This window comes from Roseicyclus marinus (genome assembly GCF_030163795.1).
In the GTDB taxonomy this organism is placed as follows: Bacteria; Pseudomonadota; Alphaproteobacteria; order Rhodobacterales; family Rhodobacteraceae; genus Roseicyclus; species Roseicyclus marinus.
Map to the genome: position 1 here is coordinate 114,667 of NZ_JASJOF010000005.1, position 23,759 is coordinate 138,425.

22 protein-coding genes are annotated in these 23,759 nt (G+C 66.3%); 12 read left to right on the plus strand and 10 right to left on the minus strand.

Annotated features, from left to right (window positions below):
- Positions 1-2: 2 nt before the first annotated feature.
- Genes mnhG through QQK63_RS09445 form a run of 8 tightly spaced genes read right to left on the minus strand, consistent with a single transcriptional unit; the run spans position 3 to position 6,520 of the window.
- On the minus strand, positions 3-332 hold the full coding sequence (gene mnhG / locus QQK63_RS09410) for a monovalent cation/H(+) antiporter subunit G (RefSeq protein WP_277824588.1): 330 nt from the start codon (positions 330-332) through the stop codon (positions 3-5).
- Positions 325-636, minus strand: a complete 312-nt coding sequence (locus QQK63_RS09415; RefSeq protein ID WP_277824590.1) for an MrpF/PhaF family protein — start codon at positions 634-636, stop codon at positions 325-327. Before QQK63_RS09415 ends, mnhG begins: the two co-directional genes overlap by 8 nt.
- A 5-nt stretch (positions 637-641) precedes the next feature.
- A complete protein-coding gene (locus QQK63_RS09420; RefSeq protein WP_277824592.1) occupies positions 642-1,121 on the minus strand; it encodes a Na+/H+ antiporter subunit E in 480 nt (159 codons plus the stop codon).
- Positions 1,118-2,713, minus strand: coding sequence for a Na+/H+ antiporter subunit D (locus tag QQK63_RS09425; protein WP_277824593.1), 1,596 nt, complete (start codon positions 2,711-2,713; stop codon positions 1,118-1,120). Before QQK63_RS09425 ends, QQK63_RS09420 begins: the two co-directional genes overlap by 4 nt.
- Positions 2,710-3,084, minus strand: a complete 375-nt coding sequence (locus QQK63_RS09430) for a Na+/H+ antiporter subunit C (RefSeq protein WP_277824595.1) — start codon at positions 3,082-3,084, stop codon at positions 2,710-2,712. The genes QQK63_RS09425 and QQK63_RS09430 overlap by 4 nt, the downstream gene beginning before the upstream one ends.
- Positions 3,084-3,515, minus strand: a complete 432-nt coding sequence (locus tag QQK63_RS09435; protein WP_277824597.1) for a Na+/H+ antiporter subunit B — start codon at positions 3,513-3,515, stop codon at positions 3,084-3,086. Before QQK63_RS09435 ends, QQK63_RS09430 begins: the two co-directional genes overlap by 1 nt.
- Positions 3,512-5,818 (minus strand): putative monovalent cation/H+ antiporter subunit A, encoded by a 2,307-nt coding sequence (locus tag QQK63_RS09440; protein WP_277824599.1) that lies wholly within the window; start codon positions 5,816-5,818, stop codon positions 3,512-3,514. Before QQK63_RS09440 ends, QQK63_RS09435 begins: the two co-directional genes overlap by 4 nt.
- A gap of 6 nt (positions 5,819-5,824) precedes the next feature.
- Complete coding sequence (locus QQK63_RS09445) at positions 5,825-6,520, minus strand: hypothetical protein (RefSeq protein WP_277824602.1); 696 nt, start codon at positions 6,518-6,520, stop codon at positions 5,825-5,827.
- Between the two features lie 104 nt (positions 6,521-6,624).
- Here QQK63_RS09445 and QQK63_RS09450 point away from each other — a divergent pair, with 104 nt between their 5' ends.
- The 12 genes from QQK63_RS09450 to QQK63_RS09505 all read left to right on the plus strand — a co-directional run bounded on the left by QQK63_RS09450 (position 6,625) and on the right by QQK63_RS09505 (position 21,084).
- The gene (locus QQK63_RS09450; protein ID WP_277824604.1) at positions 6,625-7,545 is read left to right on the plus strand and encodes a hydrogen peroxide-inducible genes activator; all 921 of its coding nucleotides are present in this window, start codon (positions 6,625-6,627) and stop codon (positions 7,543-7,545) included.
- A 256-nt stretch (positions 7,546-7,801) separates the two neighbouring features.
- A complete protein-coding gene (locus tag QQK63_RS09455; RefSeq protein WP_277824606.1) occupies positions 7,802-8,749 on the plus strand; it encodes a hydrogen peroxide-inducible genes activator in 948 nt (315 codons plus the stop codon).
- Between the two features lie 45 nt (positions 8,750-8,794).
- Complete coding sequence (locus QQK63_RS09460; protein WP_277824608.1) at positions 8,795-9,505, plus strand: Ldh family oxidoreductase; 711 nt, start codon at positions 8,795-8,797, stop codon at positions 9,503-9,505.
- Position 9,506: 1 nt separating this feature from the next.
- Positions 9,507-10,499, plus strand: coding sequence for a LysR family transcriptional regulator (locus tag QQK63_RS09465; protein WP_277824609.1), 993 nt, complete (start codon positions 9,507-9,509; stop codon positions 10,497-10,499).
- A 458-nt stretch (positions 10,500-10,957) separates the two neighbouring features.
- Entirely contained in the window at positions 10,958-12,901 is a 1,944-nt protein-coding gene (gene acs, locus QQK63_RS09470) for an acetate--CoA ligase (protein ID WP_277824610.1), read from the plus strand.
- A gap of 8 nt (positions 12,902-12,909) precedes the next feature.
- Positions 12,910-13,599 carry an adenylate kinase gene (locus QQK63_RS09475; protein ID WP_277824611.1) on the plus strand — a complete coding sequence of 230 codons (690 nt, stop codon included), beginning with the start codon at positions 12,910-12,912 and terminating at the stop codon, positions 13,597-13,599.
- Between the two features lie 96 nt (positions 13,600-13,695).
- A complete protein-coding gene (locus QQK63_RS09480) occupies positions 13,696-13,956 on the plus strand; it encodes a DUF4212 domain-containing protein (RefSeq protein WP_277824612.1) in 261 nt (86 codons plus the stop codon).
- Between the two features lie 15 nt (positions 13,957-13,971).
- Entirely contained in the window at positions 13,972-15,768 is a 1,797-nt protein-coding gene (locus tag QQK63_RS09485) for a sodium:solute symporter family protein (protein WP_277824613.1), read from the plus strand.
- A 103-nt stretch (positions 15,769-15,871) separates the two neighbouring features.
- Complete coding sequence (locus QQK63_RS09490; protein ID WP_277824614.1) at positions 15,872-17,692, plus strand: DUF294 nucleotidyltransferase-like domain-containing protein; 1,821 nt, start codon at positions 15,872-15,874, stop codon at positions 17,690-17,692.
- A 16-nt stretch (positions 17,693-17,708) separates the two neighbouring features.
- Entirely contained in the window at positions 17,709-18,242 is a 534-nt protein-coding gene (locus QQK63_RS09495) for a hypothetical protein (RefSeq protein ID WP_277824615.1), read from the plus strand.
- A gap of 84 nt (positions 18,243-18,326) precedes the next feature.
- Positions 18,327-20,327, plus strand: a complete 2,001-nt coding sequence (locus QQK63_RS09500; protein ID WP_277824616.1) for a 3'-5' exonuclease — start codon at positions 18,327-18,329, stop codon at positions 20,325-20,327.
- Between the two features lie 67 nt (positions 20,328-20,394).
- On the plus strand, positions 20,395-21,084 hold the full coding sequence (locus tag QQK63_RS09505; protein ID WP_277824617.1) for a GntR family transcriptional regulator: 690 nt from the start codon (positions 20,395-20,397) through the stop codon (positions 21,082-21,084).
- 130 nt (positions 21,085-21,214) lie between these two features.
- On the opposite strand, the gene QQK63_RS09510 is transcribed toward QQK63_RS09505, so the two are convergent.
- Positions 21,215-22,663 (minus strand): NAD-dependent succinate-semialdehyde dehydrogenase, encoded by a 1,449-nt coding sequence (locus tag QQK63_RS09510; protein WP_277824618.1) that lies wholly within the window; start codon positions 22,661-22,663, stop codon positions 21,215-21,217.
- Positions 22,660-23,652, minus strand: coding sequence for a type I glyceraldehyde-3-phosphate dehydrogenase (locus QQK63_RS09515; protein WP_277824619.1), 993 nt, complete (start codon positions 23,650-23,652; stop codon positions 22,660-22,662). The genes QQK63_RS09510 and QQK63_RS09515 overlap by 4 nt, the downstream gene beginning before the upstream one ends.
- Positions 23,653-23,759 lie beyond the last annotated feature (107 nt).

Here is a 23,759-nt window from a genome sequence, read left to right on the forward strand (position 1 = left end):
GCTCAGCGCCGCAGGTTTTCCTCGGCCCCCGGTTCGATCTTCGTGTTCCACAAGGGCACGCCGTCGCGGAACGCCGCACGCCCGATCATGTGGGCGGCCACCGGCGCGGTCAGAAGCAGGAACAGGATCGCGGCGAGCGCCCGCGTGATCGTCGCGCCATCCCCGAAATAGATCGCCCCGGCACCCAGGATCAGTCCGGACCCCAGCGTGCCCGCCTTGGTCGAGGCATGCATCCGGATCAACACATCGGGCAGCCGCAAGATGCCCAAGCCCGCGACAAAGCAGAAGAACCCGCCCAGAACCACCAACGCGGCCATCAGCCATTCAATCATTGCCCTGCTCCTCACCCTTGGCGGGCGCTTCGGCCCGCGCCTTGCGCCGCTCCACGAAGCGCGCCAGCGCGACGGTGGCCAAAAACCCCACCAGCGCCAACACGATCGCCACGTCGATAAAGGCCGTGTCGTCGGACAAGATCGCGTAAAGCCCGCAGAAACTGACCAACAGGACCGTCATCATGTCCAGCGCCACGACCCGGTCCGACAGGGTCGGGCCGATGACCAACCGGACAAAGGCGAACACGACCCCCAGCATGACGAGGATGAAACTCAGATCGACTGCGGTTGCCAGAATATCCATCGTATTCACTCCGTCGCCTCGATCACCCAACGCTCCATGCCCTCGGTGATCTGGCGACGGATCTCGTCGGGATCATCCGCGAACATCGCGTGGATATAGAGCGTTTCGCCATCATCCGTCACATCGAGGCTCAAGGTCCCCGGCGTCAGCGTGATCAGGTTCGTCACCAACAGCACGTCCAGTTCGCGCCTGACTTTGAGCGGAACCGAGATGATACCGGGCCGCGACTTCTGCGCCGGGGTCAGCACATCCCACACCACCTGCATCGACGACACGACCAGTTCATACAGGAACAAGACGATCAGCTTGGCCCATTTGCCCGCGCGCCGGAAATAGCTGTCGCATCCGGGATACAAGGGCCGGGTCACGTAAAGGCACATCGACCCAAGCACGAACCCGACCGATAGGCCGCCCAGCGTGATGTTGCCGGTCAACGCGGCCCAAGCCAGCGCCAAGGCGATGTTGAGCATGAAAATGGGAATCATTGCTGCACCTCCCGGGTCGGGGTGACGGGTTCGCCGCTGGTCAATTCCACCGATACGGGTTGGGTCGCGACAGGCTCTGCCGCGACGGGCGCGATCACGGGCTCACCCAGAACCGCCGTGATGTAATCGGTCGGGTCCAAAAGCTGCGCCGCCGACCGTTCCGCGAATTGCACGAAGGGTTCGGGGAAAAAGCCGATGATGCAGGTCAGGATGGCAAGCGCCGCGATGGGCGACAGGAAGGCCGCGCGATCCTTGCCGGGCAGCCGCGACAGACGCGGCTCCACCCCGTCCGGATGCGGTTTCCAGAACGCGTTGCCCCAGATTTTCGTCATCGAATAGATCGTGAGCAGACCCACCGCCAGCGCAACGCCTGCGATCAGATACCCCTCCGCGTCGAGCGAGGCCTTGATCAGCACGTATTTCGCCCAGAAGCCCGACAAGGGCGGGAAACCGGCCAGCGAAAACGCCGGGATCAGGAACAACAGCCCAAGGAAGGGCGCGTAGCGATAGAGCCCCCCGATCCGGTCCAGATCGGTCGACCCCGCGATGCGCTCGGCCACGCCCGCGACAAGGAACAGGTTCGCCTTCACGATGATGTGGTGGACGAGGTAGAACACCGCCCCCACGATGGCGAGCGGGGTGAAAAGCGCCAGACCCAGGATCATGTAGCCGATCTGGCTGACGATGTGGAATGACAGGATGCGCCGGAAATCGTTCATCGCGGCCGCGCCCAGAACCCCCGTCACCATGGTGAAGCCCGCGACCCATAGCAGGATCGTATGGGTATAGGGCACATCGGTGGTGAAGATCAGCGTGAAGGTCCGGATCAAGGCATAGACGCCCACCTTGGTCAAAAGGCCCGCAAAGATCGCCGATACGGCAAAGGCGGGGGTGTGGTAGCTGGCCGGCAGCCAGAAGAACAGCGGGAAGACGGCCGCCTTCACCCCGAAGGCGATCATGAACATCACCGCCACCACGACCAACAGGCCGGGGTTGTCCACCCGCTGCACCGCACCATGCAGGTCCGCCATGTTGAGCGTCCCGGTCATGCCGTAAAGCAGGCCCACCCCCGACAGGAACAGGATCGTCGAGATCAGGTTGAGCGTGACATACTTGATCCCGCCATCCAGCTGCACCTTGGTCCCGCCAAGGATCAGCAACCCGAAGGACGCGATCAGCATCACCTCGAACCAGACATAGAGGTTGAAGATGTCCCCGGTCAGGAAGGCACCGCACACACCCGCCAACAGAACCTGGAACAGCGCGTGATACCCCAGCGCCTCCTTCTTCTCGTCGATATCGGCCAGCGCATAGACGGCCACGGCAAGACCCGTGATGCCCGTGATCACCACCATCACCGCCGACAACAGGTCGGCCACCAGCGTGATGCCAAAGGGTGCCGCCCATTCCCCCATCTGCGCGGCGATGACGCCTTGATCCAGCACCTCGACCATCAGCACGATCGACGCGATCAACAACGCGGCAGAGCCGATCACCGACAGCCAGCGCCCCTCCGGTCCCGCCCGGAACAGGAAGGCCAGAACAGCGGTCGCAAAGGGAATGATGATGGGGCTTGCAAGGATCCAGCTCATTTGCGCGCCTCCGCCTTGGCCTCGACCGGTTCGGCCAGCCGCATCTCGTCGGAATTCAGCGTCCCGAGGTTCTGATAGGTGCGGTAAACCAGCGTCAGCGCAAAGGCGAACAGGCCAAACCCGATCACGATGGCCGTCAGCACCAGCGCCTGCGGCAGCGCATTGGCCACCAGTTCCACGGGCGCATCCGCGCCTTCCGGGATCAGCGGCGGGGATTGCGGCGTCAGCCGCCCCGAGGCGAAGATCACAAGGTTCGCCGCGTTCGAGATCAGGATCAGCCCGAACAAAAAGCGCAGCACATTGCGCGCCAGCATCAGGTAGACCGAGGCCGCGACCAGCACACCGACCATGATGGCGATCAGCAATTCCATCAGACTTCCTCCTCCAGCGCGAGGACAAGGGTCAGAAGCGACCCGAACACCACGAGGTAGACCCCGATGTCGAAGACAAGGACCGAACTGATCGGAATGCCCTTATCATCGGGATCGGCCGGATCGGCACCTGCAAACCACCATTGGCCGGTAAAGAACGCATCGCCGAAAAACACCGCGAAAACGCCTGCGGCCAAGGCGATGCCCAAACCGATCATGGCGATGTTCTGCGGCTCGTAGCGCAGCGTGTCGCGCGTCGCCTGCGCGCCCATGGCGATGGAATGCAGCACGAACCCCGTGGCCCCGATCAGCCCACCGATGAACCCGCCACCCGGCAGGTTGTGGCCCCTGAGCAGCATGAAGACCGAAAAGAGCAGCAACAACGCCACGACCAGCCGCGTTGCGGCATTGAGGATGATCGAATTCATCATGTCCGGTCCTCCGGCTTGTCACCGTTTCGGTCATAGCGGGTGCCGCGCAACAGTGCGTAGGCCGCCAGCGCCGCGATCACGACCACGGCGATCTCGCCGAATGTGTCGATGGCGCGGAAGTCGACGAGGATGACGTTGACGATGTTGCGCCCGTAGGCTTCGGGCCAGCTTGCGACCTCGAAGAAATCGGTCAGGCGGCGGTCGATATTACCCTGCACCACGCCGATCATCACCATCGTCACCAGCACGCCGATGGTCCCCGCCAGCGCCGCGTGGACGGGCCGCCGCTTGCGGTCCCGCGCCAGCCCCAGTTGTGGCAGCTTCAGCATGGCGACAGCGACCAGCACGACGACCAGCACCTCGACCAGCAATTGCGTGATCGCGACATCAGGCGCGCTGAAGATGATGAAGATCAACGCAACCCCGATCCCCACCACGCCCAGCGCGGCGATGGCGGTCATCCGGCTCGTGGTGATCGCCGTCAGGATCGCACCCGCCGTGACAAAGACGACGACTGCCCAATGCTTGAACTGCAAGCCTTCGACAGACCCCACCCAATCGATGCGGAAATCCATCGCATCCTTGGCCCAGATCGTCGCGCCGATGCCCACGGCGAGCGTCAGGAAGACGGTGAAGATGTAGCGCTGCAACACGCCCGATTGCAGAAGGCGCGTCTGCCACCCGGCCAAGGCCTTCAGCCCGTCCAGCACCCGGTCCCAGCCCGGATCGAACTTGATCGGGTTCGCCTCGAACACCCGGCCGAGCCAGCCGCGCAACGGGCGGTGGATCGCGTAAAGCACGGCACCGGTCGCGAATGTCGCCAAGGACAGCAGGAAGGCGGCGTTCACCTCCCGGAACAGGTAGAGGTCGACCGCATAGCCGTAATCGCCATAGACCGCCCATGTGCCGGGGGCCACGAACCAGGCCTCCAGCGTGTCGGGGAACAGCCCGAACCCAAGGGACAGGCTGCCCAGCAAAAGCGGCCCGATCCACATCGCCCATGGCCCTTCGTGCGGCGTCTGCGGCGTCTGCGCCAGCTTGCCGGTAAAGGGCCGCAGAACCGAAATCCCCGCCGCCACGAACATCAGCGCAGAGGCGGCAAAGATCGTGCCGGTGATCCACAGCGTCGCGCGGTCCATGTCCAGACCCGCCTTGTAGAGAAATTCCTTGCCGATGAAGCCCACCAGCGGCGGAATACCCGCCATCGACAGCGCCGCGATCGCCCCGCCAAGGAAGGTCAGCGGCATCTTGCGCCCCAGACCGCGCAGCGTGTCCACGTCGCGCGTCCCGGTCTCGTGGTCCACGATCCCGATCATCAGGAACAAGGCCGCCTTGTAGAGCGAATGAACCACAAGGAATGCCATCATCCCCGTGATCGCCGCCGCCGTCCCCGCCCCGATGAACAACGTCAGCGCGCCCAGCGCCATCAGCGTTGTATAGGCCAGCACCTGCTTGATATCGGTCTGCCGGATCGCCAGCACGCTCGCGAAAACGGTGGTGAAGCCACCCGCGATGACCAGCGCCCAGAACCACGCATCGGTCCCACCCAAGGCCGGGTTCATCCGCGCCATCAGGTAGACGCCGCCCTTCACCATGGTCGCCGAATGCAGATAGGCCGACACGGGCGTCGGCGCGGCCATGGCATTGGGCAGCCAGAAATGGAACGGAAACTGCGCCGATTTGGTGAATGCGCCCGCAAGGAACAGGATCAGGATCGCAGGATATAGCGGATGCGCCCGGATCACATCGCCCTGACCGAGCACTTCGGACAGTTCGAACGACCCCGCGACATTCCCCAGCAAGATGATGCCGGCCAGAAACGCCAACCCGCCCGTCCCCGTGACCAGCAGCGCCTGAAGCGCGGACCGCCGCGATTTCGCCTCGTCCGAGGAAAATCCGATCAGCAGGTAGGAGGAGATCGTGGTGATTTCCCAGAACACGAAGAGCGCGATCAGGTTATCCGACAGGACCAACCCCAGCATGCCCACCATGAACAGCATCAAAAACAGCACGAAGCGCGGATATTCCGGGTGATTGCCCAGATACTTGGTGGAATAAAGCGTCACCAGCGTCCCGATCCCCGAGATCAGAAGCGCAAACGTCAGGCTCAATCCGTCGATCAACACCGACAGGCGAATGTCCATCGACGGCACCCAATCGATGCCGACCAGCACCGGCTGGCCTGCGGCCACGGCGCCCATGTATTGCAACATCCACACGAAGATCGCCGCCGGGATCGCAACCGAGATCCAGCCTGCCGGCCCGCCATAGACGCGCGCCACCTCTGCTTCTGATTTCGCCACCTGTCCCTACCCTTTCCCTGCGCCGCGCTTCGCTCTGCGCGCGTCCTTGCCCTGCGGTGCCGCGTCCAGCGTGACCGGCGATACGAAGCCCTCGGGCTTGATCGCCAGCACGGATCCCTCTCCGGCCAGCGCCAGATCGCGCGCCAGCACCACCAGAACGGCGCCGTCGCGCTGCGCCGTCACGCGATCTGCTGCATCGCCTGCCACGGTTTCCGTGACCACGCCGCCCAGCGACCGCGACAGGGCTTCGGCCATGGCCGCCACGCGCGCCGCATCCGGCCCACCACCATCGGGCATGACCGCGACCACCCCGGCGGGGCTGGGCGATCCGACCCGCCAGACCGGGCTCGGGCAATCGGCCAGCAGACGTGCGGCCATCTCTGCCCCCGATCCTTCGCCCACCAGCACCAGATCATGCCCTTCGCGCAGGACCATCCGGATGACTTCGACCGCCGGATCGCCATGCAGCAGGGCTTCCGACGCCGCGATCCCGGCAAACTCCGCCCGCGCCACCGCCTCGACCAGACCGGCGCGCCGCGCCGCGATCTCGCGATCCGACAAGGCGATGGGCGCATCCGCGATCACGTCCACAAAGGTCAGCGCCGCCCGATCCACGCGGGCGATAGCGGTGGCCGCAGCGTGAAGATCGCTCTCCGCGCCGCCCTCCCCCAGTATCGCCAGAACCGATCCGAACCTGTCCATGGCCCCAAAGCCCCTTTCGCGGGACACCAGCTAGGGTGACATGGATTATAGGTCCAATCGAAACGAAACTGGTCTTTCATAGAAATCATCTATAAGACGGCCCCATGCCAACGCTTCAGCAACTCCGCTACCTCGCGCTGATCGACGAAACCCTCCATTTCGGGCGGGCCGCCGATCGGGCGCATGTGACCCAACCCACGCTCTCGGCGCAGCTTGCCGCGCTCGAGACGAAACTGGGCCTGCAACTCGTCGAACGCTCCCGCGCGAGGGTAGTCATGACGCCCGAGGGTCACGAGATCGCTGCGCGCGCCCGCCGGATCCTGCGCGAGGTCGAAGAAATCACCGAACTCGCCGGTCGCGGCCGCCAGCCTTTGGGCGGCACGATCCGGGTGGGCGTCGTCGCCTCGCTCGGCTCCTATTTCCTGCCGCTTGTCATTCCCGACCTGCACGCCGCCCACCCTGACCTGCGCCTCTACGTCCGCGAAGGCATCGCCAGCGATCTGATGACACGGTTGGACGAGGGCGGACTCGACCTCCTGTTCATTCCGCTTCCGGTGCGCGGCGGCGATCTGGACACCGCACGCCTCTTCCGCGAACCGCTTCTCGCGGTCGCGGCCAACGATCACCCCTTGGCCCAACTGCAAGCGATCCCGCGCGAACGCCTGCGCGGTGAAACCATCCTGTCGCTTGAACCCGGCCACAAACTGCATGAACAGGTCAGCCAGATCTGCGCCGCGACCGGGGCGCAGATCAGCCTCGATTACGGGGCGACCTCGCTCGACACGATCCGCCAGATGGTGGGGATGGGGCTGGGCCTGTCGCTCCTGCCCGCGCTCTACGTCCGGTCCGAGGTGCAGCCCAACCGGCTCGTGACCGCCCGCCCGCTCGCCGGGCCGCAGCCCTTCCGCACCGTGGGCATGGTCTGGCGGGCGCGGGCGGCGCGGGCGGCGGAACATGCCGAACTGGCCCAGATCCTGCGCGGCATCCTGCGCCGGACGGCGCCCGAGGTCACGGTGATCGACTGATACGACAGCTGCGGAAAAAGAGACCCGGGTGCACCGCGCCGGTTGACGGCAGGGACCGGTGCGATGCACCCGGAGGGGAGGCTTGCCTCATCCGTGAACGCTGGAAGGGACAACCGCCAGCTTAGCAAGACCTCCTGTCGTGGCGCGTGCGTGCCCACGCTCCACCACACCAATTGCTTGGTGGACCAGGACATAGACCGGCAAAGCCATAGTTTGTAGGCCGAAGACCATTGATTGGCGATTGGAAAATCCTATCATGCCAGTCATGCCGATTTCCGCCCCTCCGATCACGCTCCGCCAGATGCGCTACCTCCTCGCGCTCGAGGAAACGCAGCATTTCCGCGAGGCCGCCGAAAGCTGCGGCATCTCGCAACCCTCGCTGTCGGTCCAGATCAAGACCTTGGAGGATGCGCTGGGCCTGACGCTGGTGGAACGTGCGCGCGGTCCCGTCCGCCTGACCCTCGCCGGACGCGAGGTCGCCCGCCGCGCGCGCGAGATCCTCGATGCCACACAAGGCATACTGGACCTGTCGGTGACGCTGAAATCCGGGCTCGGCGGCACGATCCGGCTCGGCACCTCGGTCACGCTCGGCCCCTATCTCATGCCCCATGTGGTGGGCGACCTGCGCGAGACGAACCCCGACCTGCGCCTCTATATCCGCGAGGCGACGCCGCGCGACCTGCTCCGGGAATTGCACGACGGGGTCCATGACCTGATCCTGACGCAACTGCCGGTCTCGGGCGCCACGCTCTCGACCGCGCGGCTGTTCCGCGAACCCCTCTCGGTCGCCATGCCCACCGGCCACCCGCTGGCCGCCCGCGACATGCTCACGAACGAGGATCTGACCCATCAGACCATCCTGTCCCTCTCGCCCGCCTATGCACTCTATGACCTGATCTCGGCGGTCTGTGCGGAAACCGGCGCCGATCTGTCGCGCGAATACGAGGGGACGTCGCTTGATGCCCTGCGCCAGATGGTGGCGATGAACATGGGCCTGACCTTCCTGCCCGCGCTCTACGTCGAAAGCGAGATCGAGGGCCGCGCGCGCGATGTCGCGATCAGGCCGTTCCGGGGTCGGCGTTTCGCCCGGTCGGTGGGGCTTGTCTGGCGCTCCGCATCGGGCGCGGGCCCGGCCTATGAACGGCTGGCCGCCGCGATGCGCGACACCGCGCGCCGCTTTCCGCAACTGGTGATCGAAGGCTGACGTTGCGCCATTGACGGGCCACCGCCTCGGGGCAAGACTGCCGCCATGATCGAGCATCTGAGCCTCGCAGACGTGCATGACCTCGCGCAGGATTGCCTGATCCGCGCAGGGACAGGGCCCGATGTCGCCCATGCCGTCGCCGCCGAGATCGCCGCCGCCGAAGCTGCGGGTGAACGGCCCCACGGCATGGCGGCGCTGCTGCGGGACCTGCGCCTGATTCGCTACGGGCGTCTCGACCCCAATGCCGCCTGTCAGGACAGCCACCCACGCCCCGGCCTCCTGCACCGCGACGCGGGCCACGGCTTTGCCCCCGCTGCCCTGTCGGCGGCCGTGGACGGGCTTGCGGCAACGGCGCGGCAACAGGGTCTGGCGCTGTTGCGGCTGCGCCGGGCCAGCGATCCGGGCGCGCTGATCGGCATCACCGCACGGATGGCCGCGCAGGGTCTGGCGGCGCTGGCCGTATCCGGAACCGGGGCGGCGCGCATCGCCCATCCCGACATGGCCCGGCCGATGGTCCTGCATCGGGCCTCGCCGGGGATGATGGCGCTGTTCCTGCCCACGACAGACTGCGAGGGCGCCGACGACAGCCCGCTCGGCGCCCGCGTCGCGCACGAGGCTTGGGTTCTGGCGCTCGACCCGGCGACCGCAGGCGACGGCCTGATCGACACCGCCCTCAGACAGGCCACCGCTGCGCCCGAACCCGCCGGGAACATCGCCCTGCCAACCGAGCTTCTGGAACGGATCGTGACCGCCTGACATGCCCGAAACCCTTCCCAAAGGCCTGACATTGCGGGGGCTCGAAGTGTTCGAGACCCTTGCCCGCACCGGCTCGGTGGCCGAAACCGCCGAACGGCTGGGGCTCAGCGCGCCCGCCGTCTCGCAACAACTGCGCAACCTCAGCCAGACGCTCGGCGTCGACCTGATCGACCATTCCCGCAGACCCATGGTCCTGACCGCTGCCGGCCGCCTGTTCCTCGAACGGGCCGAAGCCGCCCTGCAGGCCCTGCGCGCCGGGCAGCGCGGTCTGGCGATGCTCGACCTTGCCGATCTTTCGGCGCTGTCGCTGGGTGTGATCGAAGATTTCGAGAACGAGGTGACGCCCCAGCTTGCCACCGAACTGGCCGAGGCGATGACGCAATGCGCCTTCCGGCTCGTGACCGGGGCCAGCCATGCGCTCCATGCCCAGATTGCGCGGCGCGAACTCGATATCGCCATCTGCGCCGCGGGCAGCCCCAATCCCGCCGGAAGCCTGACCCATCCCTTGATCGACGATCCCTATGTTCTCGCCGTTCCCAAGGGCACGGATGTGTCGGGCGGCCTCGATGCGCTGCGCACCCTGACCTTCCTGCGCCGCGACCCCGACCAGGTGATGGGCCAGCAGATCGAACGCTACCTTGCCGGCACCGGCCTCAGCCTGCCCAACCGGTTCGAGATGGACAGCAACCAATCCATCAGCGCGCTTGTGGCAGGCGGCACCGGCTGGACCATCACCACCCCGCTCAGCCTGCTGCGGGCGGGCCGTTTCGCGGGCGGGATCGACGCGCACCCCCTCCCCGGTCAGCCGATGTCGCGGCGGATCGTGCTTTATGCCACCGGCGACTGGACCGGGCCGATCCCCGCCCAGATCGCCACCCGTGCGCGCGACCTGATCGAGGATCATTTCGCCGTCCCCGCGCGCGACCGGATGGCGTGGCTGGCCGACAGTTTCCGCGTCCTGCGGACCGAGGTGCCGGACCAGCCCTCCGCCTGACCGCGCACCACCTCGGCCGGGGCGCGTTCAAGCCGCTGAAAACAGGTAAAACTTTCGTGATTTGCAAAGTTATTTACAATTTCTGCGCTGCGTCTAGAAATCATTTTACAAGAAAATGCATACCCCTCAGTCAGATGTTCTGAAATTGCCGCCGACCTGTCATCTTTCGCCCACATTCCGTTAGGTCACGCCAGCCGTGATCGCGCGGATGCTGCGGTCGGTGCGGACCGTGTGCGCGGGTCGGAAGGAAGAAGAGGACCGACCCTCGTCATGACCGCCCAAGGACCGATGGGTTGGGGAGGCTGACCATCTGAACATCGCCCCGTCCGGGGCACCGGGATCAAACCTGCCCATCCGGCAGCATCGATCCGGCAGACCGCGCATCGGCCCCGTGCCAGGGTCGTCGCCGCCTGTTCGACCTGTGCCGCAAGGCGCATACCTTGAGGGAGAGAGAGACCTTGACCACCGATACCCAGAACCGCCCCGCCCTGCTGGCCGACGCCCATGTCGATGCAGCGCGATACGAAGAGATGTATGCCGCGTCGATCTCCGATCCAGACGCGTTCTGGGGCGAACACGGCAAGCGCATCGACTGGATCAAACCCTATACCAAGGTCAAGAACACCTCCTTCGGACCCGGTGATGTCCACATCAAGTGGTACGAGGACGGTACCCTGAACGTCGCCGCCAATTGCATCGACCGCCATCTCGCCACACGCGGCGACCAGACCGCGATCATCTTCGAACCCGATGAGCCCGGCGACCCCGCGCAGCACATCACCTACAACCAACTTGCCGAACATGTCGGCCGCTTCGCCAATGTCCTCAAGGAACTGGGCGTTCAAAAGGGTGACCGCGTCGTCATCTACCTGCCGATGATCCCCGAAGCCGCCTATGCGATGCTCGCCTGCGCGCGGATCGGCGCGGTCCATTCCATCGTCTTCGCGGGCTTCTCGCCCGATGCGCTGTCCGCCCGCGTCAACGGCTGCGAGGCCAAGGTCGTCATCACCTCCGACGGCGCGCCGCGCGGCGGCCGCGTGACCGAGCTCAAGGACAACGTCAACAAGGCCATGCTGCACGTCACCCACGACGCCAAGTGCCTCGTGGTCAAGCGCACCGGCCAGCAGGTCGCCTGGGTCGCCGACCGCGACGTGTGGTACGACGATGTCGCCGCCCGCGTCTCTTCCGATTGCCCGCCCGAAGAGATGAACGCCGAAGACCCGCTGTTCATCCTCTACACCTCCGGGTCCACCGGCCAGCCCAAGGGCGTCGTGCACACCACCGGCGGCTACCTCGTCTATGCCTCGCTGACCCACCAGATCACCTTCGACTACAAGGATGGCGATGTCTTCTGGTGCACCGCCGACGTGGGTTGGGTCACCGGCCACAGCTACATCGTCTACGGCCCGCTTGCGAACGGCGCGATCACCCTGATGTTCGAAGGCGTGCCCACCTACCCCGATGCGGGCCGTTTCTGGGCCGTGTGCGAAAAGCACAAGGTGAACCAGTTCTACACCGCCCCCACTGCGATCCGCGCCCTGATGGGCAAGGGGCCGGACTACGTCACCAAATACGACCTCTCCTCGCTGAAACTGCTGGGCTCGGTCGGCGAACCCATCAACCCCGAGGCGTGGAACTGGTACAACACCCATGTCGGCAAGGGGAAATGCCCCATCGTCGACACCTGGTGGCAGACCGAAACCGGCGGTCACATGATGACGCCGCTCCCCGGCGCGCATGAGCTGAAACCGGGTGCCGCGCAAAAACCCTTCTTCGGGGTCAAGCCGCTGGTGCTCGAACCCACCACCGGCGAAGTGATCGAAGGCAATGGCGTCGAAGGCGTTCTGGTTCTGGCCGACAGCTGGCCGGGCCAGATGCGGACCGTCTGGGGCGACCATGACCGTTTCGTCAAAACCTACTTCTCCGACTACAAAGGCTATTACTTCTCGGGCGACGGCTGCCGCCGCGACGTCGATGGCGATTACTGGATCACCGGCCGCGTCGATGACGTGATCAACGTCTCTGGTCACCGCATGGGCACCGCCGAAGTCGAAAGCGCGCTGGTCGCCCACGAGGCCGTGTCCGAGGCCGCCGTGGTCGGCTACCCGCACCCGATCAAGGGCCAGGGCATCTATTGCTACGTCACGCTGATGTCAGACGAGACGCCCACCGACGAGCTCAAGAAAAAGCTGTCCGACTGGGTCCGCGAGGAAATCGGCCCGATCGCCAAGCCCGACGTGATCCAGTGGGCCCCCGGCCTGCCCAAGACCCGCTCGGGCAAGATCATGCGCCGCATCCTGCGCAAGATCGCCGAGAATGATTTCGGCAGCCTTGGCGACACCTCGACGCTCGCCGATCCTTCGGTGGTCGATGAACTGATCGCCAACCGGTCCAAGCAGTGAGCGCCGCGATGACCGAGGCCACGACCCGCACCCGACCGGTGAACCTGATCTTGCTCGGGCCTCCCGGCGCGGGCAAGGGCACGCAGGCCCGAATGCTGCAAGACGCCTTCGGCCTCGTGCAATTGTCCACCGGCGATCTGCTGCGCGGGGCCGTGGCCGCGGGAACCGAGGCGGGTCTCGCCGCCAAGGCCGTGATGGAACGCGGCGAACTGGTCTCGGACGCGATCGTGCTGAACGTGCTGCGCGAACGGCTCGACCAGCCCGATGTCGCGGCAGGGATCATCCTCGACGGCTTTCCCCGCACCGCCGGTCAGGCTGCGGCGCTCGACGATCTGATGGCCGCCCGCGGCCAACAGATCGACGCCGTCATCAGCCTCGTTGTCGATGACGAGGCGATGGTTGGCCGCGTCTCGGGCCGCTACACCTGCGCAGGCTGCGGCGAAGGCTATCACGACCAGTTCAAGCAGCCCGCCACGGCGGGCACGTGCGACAAATGCGGCGGCACGACGATGAAACGCCGCCCCGATGACAACGCCGAAACGGTGCGGACCCGGCTGAACGCCTACCACGCCGACACCGCGCCGCTCATCGACTATTACGCCGCCCGCGGCACCCTGACCGAGATCGACGCCATGGCCGAGATCGAGGCGGTGCGCAGCGGCATGACGGCAATCGTGGGGAAACTCACGGTCGTCTGACCGAAATTCGCCGGCGGGGCAAACCCTCGCCGGCGGATCATTGTCCGCCGGGCCACGGAGGGGCCGGCCGGCAGGAACCTTCGAAGGGAGTAAGCAATGGCTAACAAGCCGGATAACAACGCATACTGGGCCGCGAACCTGCGTCTGGTCACGATCTGTCTCGTGATCTGGGCCGCATGTTCTTATGGCCTTGCGATCCTGCTGCGTCCGCTGGTCAGCGGCATCGCGGTAGGCGGCACGGACCTGGGCTTCTGGTTTGCCCAGCAGGGATCGATCCTCGTCTTCCTCGTCCTGATCTTCTTCTACGCATGGCGTATGAACAAGCTCGACAAGGAACATGGCGTGGACGAAGAATAAGGGACGGACCGGACCATGGATCAGACAACACTCAATTTCCTCGTCGTGGGCGCGTCCTTTGCGCTCTACTTCGGGATCGCGATCTGGGCCCGCGCGGGCTCCACGTCGGAATTCTACGCCGCTGGCCGGGGTGTGAACCCCGTCGTCAACGGGATGGCGACCGCAGCAGACTGGATGTCGGCGGCTTCGTTCATCTCGATGGCAGGCCTGATCGCCTTCGTCGGCTACTCCAACTCGACCTTCCTCATGGGCTGGACGGGCGGCTACGTGCTGATGGCGATGCTGCTGGCACCCTACCTGCGCAAGTTCGGCAAATACACCGTGCCGGAATTCGTGGGTGACCGCTATTACTCCAACGCCGCGCGCGTCGTGGCCGTGATCTGCCTTATCGTGATCTCGGTGACCTACGTGATCGGGCAGATGACCGGGGCAGGCGTGGCCTTCTCGCGCTTCCTCGAGGTCAGCTCGACCACCGGCCTGATCACCGCTTCCGCCGTGGTTTTCGTCTACGCCGTTCTCGGCGGGATGAAGGGCATCACCTACACTCAGGTGGCACAGTACATCGTTCTGATCATCGCCTACACCATTCCGGCGGTCTTCATTTCGCTGCAACTGACCGGCAACCCGATCCCGGGTCTGGGCCTGTTCGGCAACATGGCCGAAGGTCAGTCCGGCGCGGGCGAGCCGCTGCTGGTGACGCTGAACGGTCTGCTGACCGATCTCGGCTTCTCCGAATACACCTCGGGCAACACGCCTTGGCTGATGGCGCTCTTCACGCTCTCGCTGATGATCGGTACCGCCGGTCTTCCGCACGTCATCATCCGCTTCTTCACCGTTCCCAAGGTGGCCGACGCGCGTTGGTCCGCTGGCTGGGCACTGGTCTTCATCGCGCTGCTCTACCTGACGGCTCCGGCCGTGGGTGCAATGGCGCGCCTGAACATCATGAACCAGTTCTGGCCCCAAGGCGTTGAAGGCGAGGCCGTGTCGGTCGAAACGATCCAGACCGATCCCGCCTACAACTGGATGCTCACCTGGCAGGCCACCGGCCTTCTGGGCTGGGAAGACAAGAACGGCGACGGCCGTATCCAGTACTACAACGAAGGCGGCGCAGGCATGGCCGAACTGGCTGCTGAACGCGGCTGGTCGGGCAACGAGTTGACCAACTTCAACCGGGACATCCTGGTTCTGGCCAACCCGGAAATCGCCAACCTGCCGGGCTGGGTCATCGCGCTGATCGCCGCAGGCGGCATCGCGGCGGCACTCTCCACCGCGGCAGGCCTGCTGTTGGCCATCTCCTCGGCCATCAGTCACGACCTCATCAAGTCGGTGATCAACCCCAACATCTCGGAAAAGGGCGAGCTTTTGGCAGCCCGGGTCTCGATGGCGGGCGCGATCGTTCTGGCAACCTACCTGGGTCTCAACCCGCCCGGCTTCGCCGCGCAGGTGGTGGCGCTCGCCTTCGGTCTTGCCGCGGCGACGCTGTTCCCGACCCTGATGATGGGCATCTTCTCCAAGCGGATGAACGCCGCCGGGGCAACCTGGGGGATGGTTGCAGGTCTCGTCGTGACCTGTCTCTACCTCTTCACATACCTCGGCTGGTTCTTCATCCCCGGCACCAACATGCTGGAAAACACCGCAGCCAACTACCTGTTCGGTATCCCGCCGACCCACTTCGGGCCGATCGGTGCGCTGATCAACTTCGGTGTGGCTTATGTCGTGTCCAGCATGACGGCGGCTCCGCCGCAGCACATCCAGGACCTCGTGGAAAGCGTTCGCATTCCGCGCGGCGCGGGCGCTGCGATCAACAAGTAAGGCGAAAGCCGAAACCGGAGCCTGCGACACCGCGGGCTCTGGCCAAGACCGCGGCGCATCCCGACCCTTCGGGGTGCGCCGTTTCCTTTCAGGGGTCCGTCCAATGCCCATGACGACCGATATCGCCGCCATCCTGGCCCAGACGCATCCCTATGATCTGCTGACCCCCGAGGAACGAGCCGATCTGGCCGCCCAATCCGGCAAGCAGGCGATCGCGGCAGGTGAGACCGTCTACCGCATCGGCCAACCCGTCACCCATCTGTGCCTGATCCTGTCCGGCCGGATCGAGATCACCGACGAAGGCGGCGACCTCCTGTCCATCCTCGGCCCACGCAATTCCTTCGGGGAACGTGGCCTGATGCGCGACGGCATCGCCCCCGTCACCGCCATCGCGACCGAGGACAGCACGCTGCTGACCATCGCCGCGCCCGTGTTCAAGGCGCTTGTCGCCGCCCATCCCCGCGTTCTGCGCTTCTTCGACCGCACACGGCCCACCGCCGCGCGCAGACAGGACATCACCACGATGGCCCTGTCCGAACTGATGACGAAAAATCCGCTGACCTGTACGCCCGACACTCCCCTGATCGAGGCGGCGCGCAAGATGCGCGATCTGGGTGTGTCCTGCATCATCGCGACCGTGGACGATGCCGCGCGCGGCATCTTGACCACCGGCGACATCACCGCCCGCGCCGTGGCCGAGGGCCGCGCCCCCGAAACCCCCGTATCGCAGGTGATGACCCCCGACCCCCTCAGCCTGCCGCCAACCGCGCTGGTGGCCGATGTGCTCCATGTCATGGTCGAACGCGGCATCACCCACATGCCCGTGACCGAAGGCGGCAAGCTTGTCGGCATCCTGACCCAGACCGACCTGACCCGGTTCCAGGCCACCTCCTCCGCCGCGCTCATCCGCGAAATCGCCGCCGCCCCCGACAGCGCCACGCTGGCCCGGATCGTCGCCCGCATCCCCGAACTGCTGGTGCAGCTCGTCGGCGCGCAGAACCCGCACCAGACCGTCACCCGCCTGATCACCGATATCGGCGATGCCACCACCCGCCGCCTTCTGGCCTTGGCCGAGGCGAAACTGGGCCCGCCGCCCGTGCCCTATCTCTGGCTCGCCTGCGGATCGCAGGGGCGGCAGGAACAGACCGGTGTGTCCGATCAGGACAATTGCCTCTTCCTCGACGATGCCGCGACCCCGCCCGACGACGCCTATTTCGCCGCGCTGGCGCAATTCGTCTCGGACGGCCTGAACGAGGCAGGCTATTTCTACTGCCCCGGCGACATGATGGCGACCAACATCAAGTGGCGCCAACCGCTCCGCGTCTGGCGGCAGTATTTCCGCAGCTGGATCACCACCCCCAATCCCGAGGCGCAGATGCTGGCCTCGGTCATGTTCGACCTGCGCCCCATCGGCGGCCGGACAGATCTCTTCTCCGACCTTCAGTCCGATACGCTGGCACAGGCCGCCAAAAACTCGATCTTCGTCGCCCACATGGTCTCGAACTCGCTCAAGCATCAACCGCCGCTCGGCCTCTTTCGCGGCTTTGCCACCGCACGCTCGGGCGAACACAAGAACACCATCGACCTCAAACATGCGGGCGTCGTGCCGGTCGTCGACCTGGGCCGGATCTACGCGTTGACCGGCCAACTGACCCAGACCAACACCCGCGCCCGCATCCTCGCCGCCATCGAGGCGCGCACCGTCTCCCCCTCCGGCGGGCGCGACTTGCTTGACGCCTACGACATGATCGCCGACACCCGGCTTGCGCATCAAGCCGCGCAGATCAAGCGTGGCGAGAAACCCGACAATTTCATGCCCCCCGCCGATCTCAGCGACTTCGAACGCAGCCACCTGCGCGACGCCTTCGTCGTGATCAAGACCATGCAGAACGCAGCCGGCTCCGGCCGCGGCTACCTCAACTGAAAGTGACCCCCAACCGATGTTCTGGTCCCTCGTCACCGCCCTCTTCGCCGGCTTCGCCGGAGCCGGGGTCGGCCTGATCCTGCGCACCCTGACGCGCCAACGCCTGCCCAAGGGCATCATCCCGATCTGCGCGGGTCTGGCCATGCTCGCCTCCACGGTCGCGCTCGAATACGGCTGGCAGGACGGCACCCGCTCCAGCATGCCCGAGGATCTGGTGGTCATCTCGACGCGGCAACAGCAGGCCTGGTACCAGCCCTGGACGCTGATCCGGCCGTGGGTGCGCGGCTTCATCGGCTACGCCCCCTCCGAAACCGCAGAAACCGCCCCCGGCTCCGGCATCCGCGTGGTGCAACTGCGCATCCAGGAACGCTGGCAGCCGCAGGTGATCCGCCCCGTCCTCGTCGATTGCGACAATGCCCGCTGGGCCGATCTGAACGCCAGCACCCAATTCACCGAAACCGGCCAGCCCATCGACCTTGCATGGCGCGAAACCGGCACCGCCGATCCCGTTGTCGGCACCGTTTGCGGACGGGAGGCCGCGAACGGCTAAAACCCGAGACCCGCCGGACCGGGCGTCGCGCGGACCGCCCGGCCAAGGCAACCGATCACCGGGGCAAGGAGGAGGCCCCCGACCATGTTCACCCGGCTATCCCTGCGTCTGCGCGTCTTTCTCTTCTTCGCCCTGATCGCGCTTGGCGGCTCCGCCCTTGTCGTCGCGGGGCTTGTCATCGGCTACCTGCGCTTGGGCGAGGCCCACGCGCTCAGCGCCTTCATCATCTCGGGGCTGGTCGCGATCCTCGCCATCGGTGGCCTCACGACGTGGATCTGGATCCTTTTCGACGAACATGTGGCCCGTCCCGTCGAACGGCTCGCCGCCGATCTGCGCGCCCGCGCCCATGCCGATGTCGACCAGGGCATCGACCAGGCTATCGGCCGCTACCTCGGCGATCTGGCCCCCGCCGCCAATGCCGTCACCACCAACCTCACCGAAACGCGCAACGCCATGGCGCTGGCCGTGGGGCGCGAAACCGCCCGGCTCACCACCGAAAAGACCCGGCTCGAAACCCTGCTGGCCGAGGTGCCGGACGGCGTCCTCTTCTGCACGCCCGCCCATACCATCGCGCTCTACAACGGGCATTGCCGCGACATTCTCGGCACGTCCGAGGCGCTGGGTCTGGGCCGCCCGGTCGCGGGCCTCCTGCGCATGGGCCCGATCCGCCAAGCCTATGACCGTCTGCGCGCCAAGGGTGCCGAGACCGGCACCGACATCCTCGTGACCACCCGCACCGACGCCCGCCTGCTCGAGGCGCGCTTGCGCCTTCTCCGCCTCGAAGGACAGGAAACCGAGGGGCCGGGCTATGTGCTGACGCTCCGCGATGTCGGCGCCGACCTCAGGCTTCAGGCCGAACGCGCGCATCTGTTGACCGAATTGCTCGATGGCGTCACCAAAGCCCTGCCCGACTTGCCCGAGGGGGCGGGCAAATCCGCCCTCGCCTCCCTTGTCGCGCGCATCGCCCCCCGCAAGATCGCCACCGACACGTCATGGTGGCCGATGGAACGCCTTGCCGTCGTCGATCTCGGCGCGGCGCTGGCCGTCCGGCTCGGGGGAAAGGACACGCCCCTTGCCGCCGATCTCGACGCCACCGAACTGCGCTGCGACGGCTTCGCGATCACCCGGCTTCTGGAACGCCTCGCGCTCGACTGGACCCGCGCAGGCGCGACCGACCTCGCCCTGACGCTGGCCGCGATCACGCCCGAGGCCGCGATCCTCAGCCTCGAGGCGACAGGCCCCGCACCGGCCGATCCCGACAGCTGGCTCACGCGCCCGCTCTCGCCCGGCCTTGCGGGTTTCACCGGGGCCGACGTGCTTCTCAGCCACGGCACCACCCTCACCGTCGAACCCGCAGGCCCCGGTCGCCACGCGCTCCGCCTCTCCCTGCCGCTGGCCACGCCACGCCCCGCCGGGCCCTCGCGCAGCGTCCTCTACGACTTCGACCTTCTGAACGCCGACATCCCCGCCGACCTCGCCGCAGCCGCCCTCAAATCGCTCAGCTTCGTGATCTTCGACACCGAAACCACCGGCCTCAATCCCCAGGTCGACGAGATCTGCCAGATCGCCGCCGTGCGCGTCGTCAACGGCAAGATCGTGCCGGGCGAACGCTTCGACATGCTGGTGAACCCCGGCCGCCGCATCCCTGCCGCCTCCACCGCCGTGCATCACATCACCAACGAGATGGTCGCAGGCGCCGCCCCCGTGGCCGAGGCGCTGACGCGCTTCCACACCTTCGCGGCCGGCAGCGTTCTCGTCGCCCATAACGCACCCTTCGACATGAGCTTCCTGCGCCGCCGCGAGACCGAGATCGGCCAGCGCTTCGACCAGCCGATCCTCGACACGGTGCTCTGTTCCGCGATCCTCTACGGCCAATCCGCCGAACACACGCTCGACGCGCTATGCGCCCGGCTGCACATCCAGATCCCCGAGGCCGACCGCCACACCGCCATCGGCGACGCAATCGGGACGGCCGAGGCCTTCCGCAAGATGATCCCGATGCTCGAGGCGGCAGAACTGCCCAATCTTGGGGCACTCATCCGCGCCTTCGACCGACACAGCCGCCTGATCGAGCATCTGAATTGACCCAAGCCCCCGCTTCCGCCATGCCCAAGGGCAAAGGGGCCCGAAAAACAAGGGGACAGTGACCGCCATGGCCCGTATGCCGCTCTACAAGACCGCCGAGACGGAAATGATCCGCCGCATCCGCGACGGCGACTGGCCCACGGGTATGCGCTTGCCCAATGAATTCGGCTTGGCCGAGGAATTCGGCGTGAGCCAGGGCACGATGCGCCGCGCGCTGATCACGCTCGAAGGCATGGGGCTTTTGGACCGCAAGCCGGGGCGCGGCACACTGGTCGCCAAACCTGCCCGCAAGGGCGCCAAGACGACCGCGCCCCCGCCCGCCCGGCTTCTCGACGCCACGGGCCAGCCCGTGACCTTCACCCTGCACCGCGCCCGCGCCGGCACCCGCGGCGCCACGCCCCAGGAGGCCGATCTTTTCGGCGCAGCCCGACTCTCGACGCTGGAAAGAACCCTGCGCCGTAACGGCGACCGCGCCGCCCTCGACGAGATCACCCTCCCCGAGGCGCTGATCCCCGCCCTCCCCGAGGATGCGCCGATCGACCTTCCCGATCTCCTGACAGCTGCGGGCCTCGCGCCCGCCGCCATCACCGAAAGCCTCGCCGCGACCCTCACCACCATGTCCGACAGCGTCGCCCTCTCCTGCGATCGCTACACGGCGCTTCTGGTCCTCACCCGCACCGCCCTTGATGCCGAGGGCCGCGCCATCGCCCGCCAGACGCTGCGCCTCATCGCCGACGGCCTCACCTACGGCCACTAACCCCGCATCGAGGTTAGCGCGCGCCTCCGGCCATCTTTGCTTCCCAAATACTCCCGCCCGCTGCCCGACAGGCGGCTTTGCCGCCGAAAGGGGAGGCTCCCGCACTCAGCCAAAGGCGCGAGAGCCGGGGTCAGATCCCGTCGATACACACGTATTTCGTATCGAGGTAATCCTCCAACCCCTGGCTCCCGCCTTCCTTGCCCATGCCGCTTTCCTTCACCCCGCCGAACGGGGCCTCCACGGTGGTGATCAGACCCGAATTGATCCCGATCATCCCGTATTGCAGGCCCGTGTTCATCCGGAATGCCCGGCCCAGATCGCGGGTATAGACATAGGACGCCAGACCGAATTCCGTGGCATTGGCCATCGCCACGGCCTCTTCCTCGGTCTCGAACCGGAACACCGGGGCGAGCGGGCCAAAGATCTCTTCCCGCGCAAAGGCCATGTCGGCTGTCGCGCCGGTCAAGACGGTCGGCTGAAAGAACGTGCCGCCCAACTGGTGCCGCGACCCGCCAAGAACGACAGTCGCGCCCTTGCCCTTTGCGTCGTCCAGCAATTCCTCGACCTTGGCCACGGCCGCCAGATCGATCAGCGGCCCCTGCGCCACGCCCGTCTCGCGCCCATCGCCCACCTTCAACGCGCGGGTCTTTTCCACCAGCTTCTCGACAAAGGCGTCATGCACCCCGGCCTGCACATAGATCCGGTTCGCGCAGACACAGGTCTGCCCCGAATTGCGATACTTGGAGATGATGGCCCCCTCGACCGCTGCATCCAGATCGGCATCGTCGAACACGATGAAGGGCGCATTGCCCCCCAGCTCCATCGAGACCTTCTTGACCGTATCGGCCGAGGCCCGGATCAGCTCCTTGCCCACCTCGGTCGACCCGGTGAAGGTCACCTTGCGCACCTCGAACCGCTCCATCATCGCGCCCGCGATGGCGCGCGCCGATCCCGTCACCACGTTGACCACGCCCGCCGGATACCCCACCTCCTCGGCCAGCGCCGCCCAGGCCAGCCCGCTATAGGGCGTCGCCGTGGCGGGCTTGGCGACGATGGGACAGCCCGCCGCCAGCGCCGGCGCGATCTTGCGCGCCAACATGGACGACGGGAAATTCCACGGCGTGATCATCCCCACCACACCGATCGGATGCTTGGTCACAAGGATCCGCCGCCCGTTCACGCCCGCCGGCACGATCTCGCCCTTGGCGCGGCGCACTTCCTCCGCATACCAGCGGACGTATTGCGCCCCGATGGCGATCTCGCCCTTGGCCTCGGCAAGCGGCTTGCCCATCTCGACCGTCAGCAACTCCGCCAGCGCCGCCTGGTTGTCCATCAGCGCATCATGCAGCTTCCACAAAAGCCCCACACGGCTCATCAGGTCCATCGCCGCGAACCCGGCAAAGGCCGCCTGCGCCGCGTCGATGGCGCGATGCGTCTCGGCCGCGCCCGCGGCGGGGACCGTGCCGATCACCTCACCCGTCGCCGGGTTCGTCACGTCGATCGTCTCGCCGCTGTCGGCCCCGATCCACGCGCCGCCGACATAATTCGCCTCGCGCTGCCAGCTCTGCCAATCGCTCATCCCATCGCTCCCATCTTGCGGGCCAGATCGAGCATCCTGCACGAAAAGCCCCATTCATTGTCATACCAGCCAAAGACGCGCAGCATCCCGCCCTTGGCGCGCTTGATCTCGGGCCCCTGCACGATCACCGACTCGGGCCGCGCCCGCAGGTCGGTCGAGACCAGCACCTTGTCGGTGAACCCCACCAACCGCCCCGCCCGTTCGCGGAAAAACGCCACCGCCTCCTCGGCCTGTGGCCGCGCCTGCGTGATCACCGCAAGATCCACACAAGACACCGAGGCCACTGGCACCCGCACCGCCGATCCGGTGATCCGCCCCGCCAGATGCGGCAGCACCGCATCGACCAGCACGGCGGCACTCGTCGTCGTGGGTACCATCGAGAGGGCGGCGGCGCGGCTTCTTGCGAAATCATCGCCCATCGGCTGATCGACCGTCGGCTGGCTGCCGGTGTAGCAATGCACCGTCGTCATCAGCGCGCTCTCCAACCCCCATTCCGCATCGATCATCGCGGCGAGCGGCGCGACCGCGTTCGTGGTGCACGATGCATTCGACACGATCCGATGCCCGGGGCGCAGCGCCGCATCATTCGCGCCCAGAACCACCGTCACATCCGCCTCGGGCGACGGGCCAGAAACCAGCACCCGCGCCGCCCCCGCATCAAGCCCCGCTTCCGCGAAACTGCGCGTGCGCGCCAGGCCCGTGCATTCCATCACCACATCCACGCCCGACAGGTCCAACAGCGCCAGATCCGGCACCTGCGTGAAGGGCAGCACCCGCCCCCCCACACGCAAGACACCCTCGCCCGCGCTCACCTCTTCGGGCCAGGGTCCGAACACGCTGTCATACTGGAACAGATGCGCACAGGTCGCGAGCGGCGCGATATCGTTCAACGCCACGATCTCGATCTCGGGCCATCCTCCCTTGAGCCAGGCACGCAGCACCGACCGCCCGATGCGCCCGAACCCGTTGATCGCCACCTTGATGGTCATTGCCTGTCTCCCGTTGAGGCCCAAGTGATGCCCCTGCCACAAGGCCGGCGCAAGGCCCCCCTCCCGCAGCGCGCGCGGCCCGGCTATAGAGGCGGCAGATGACAGCA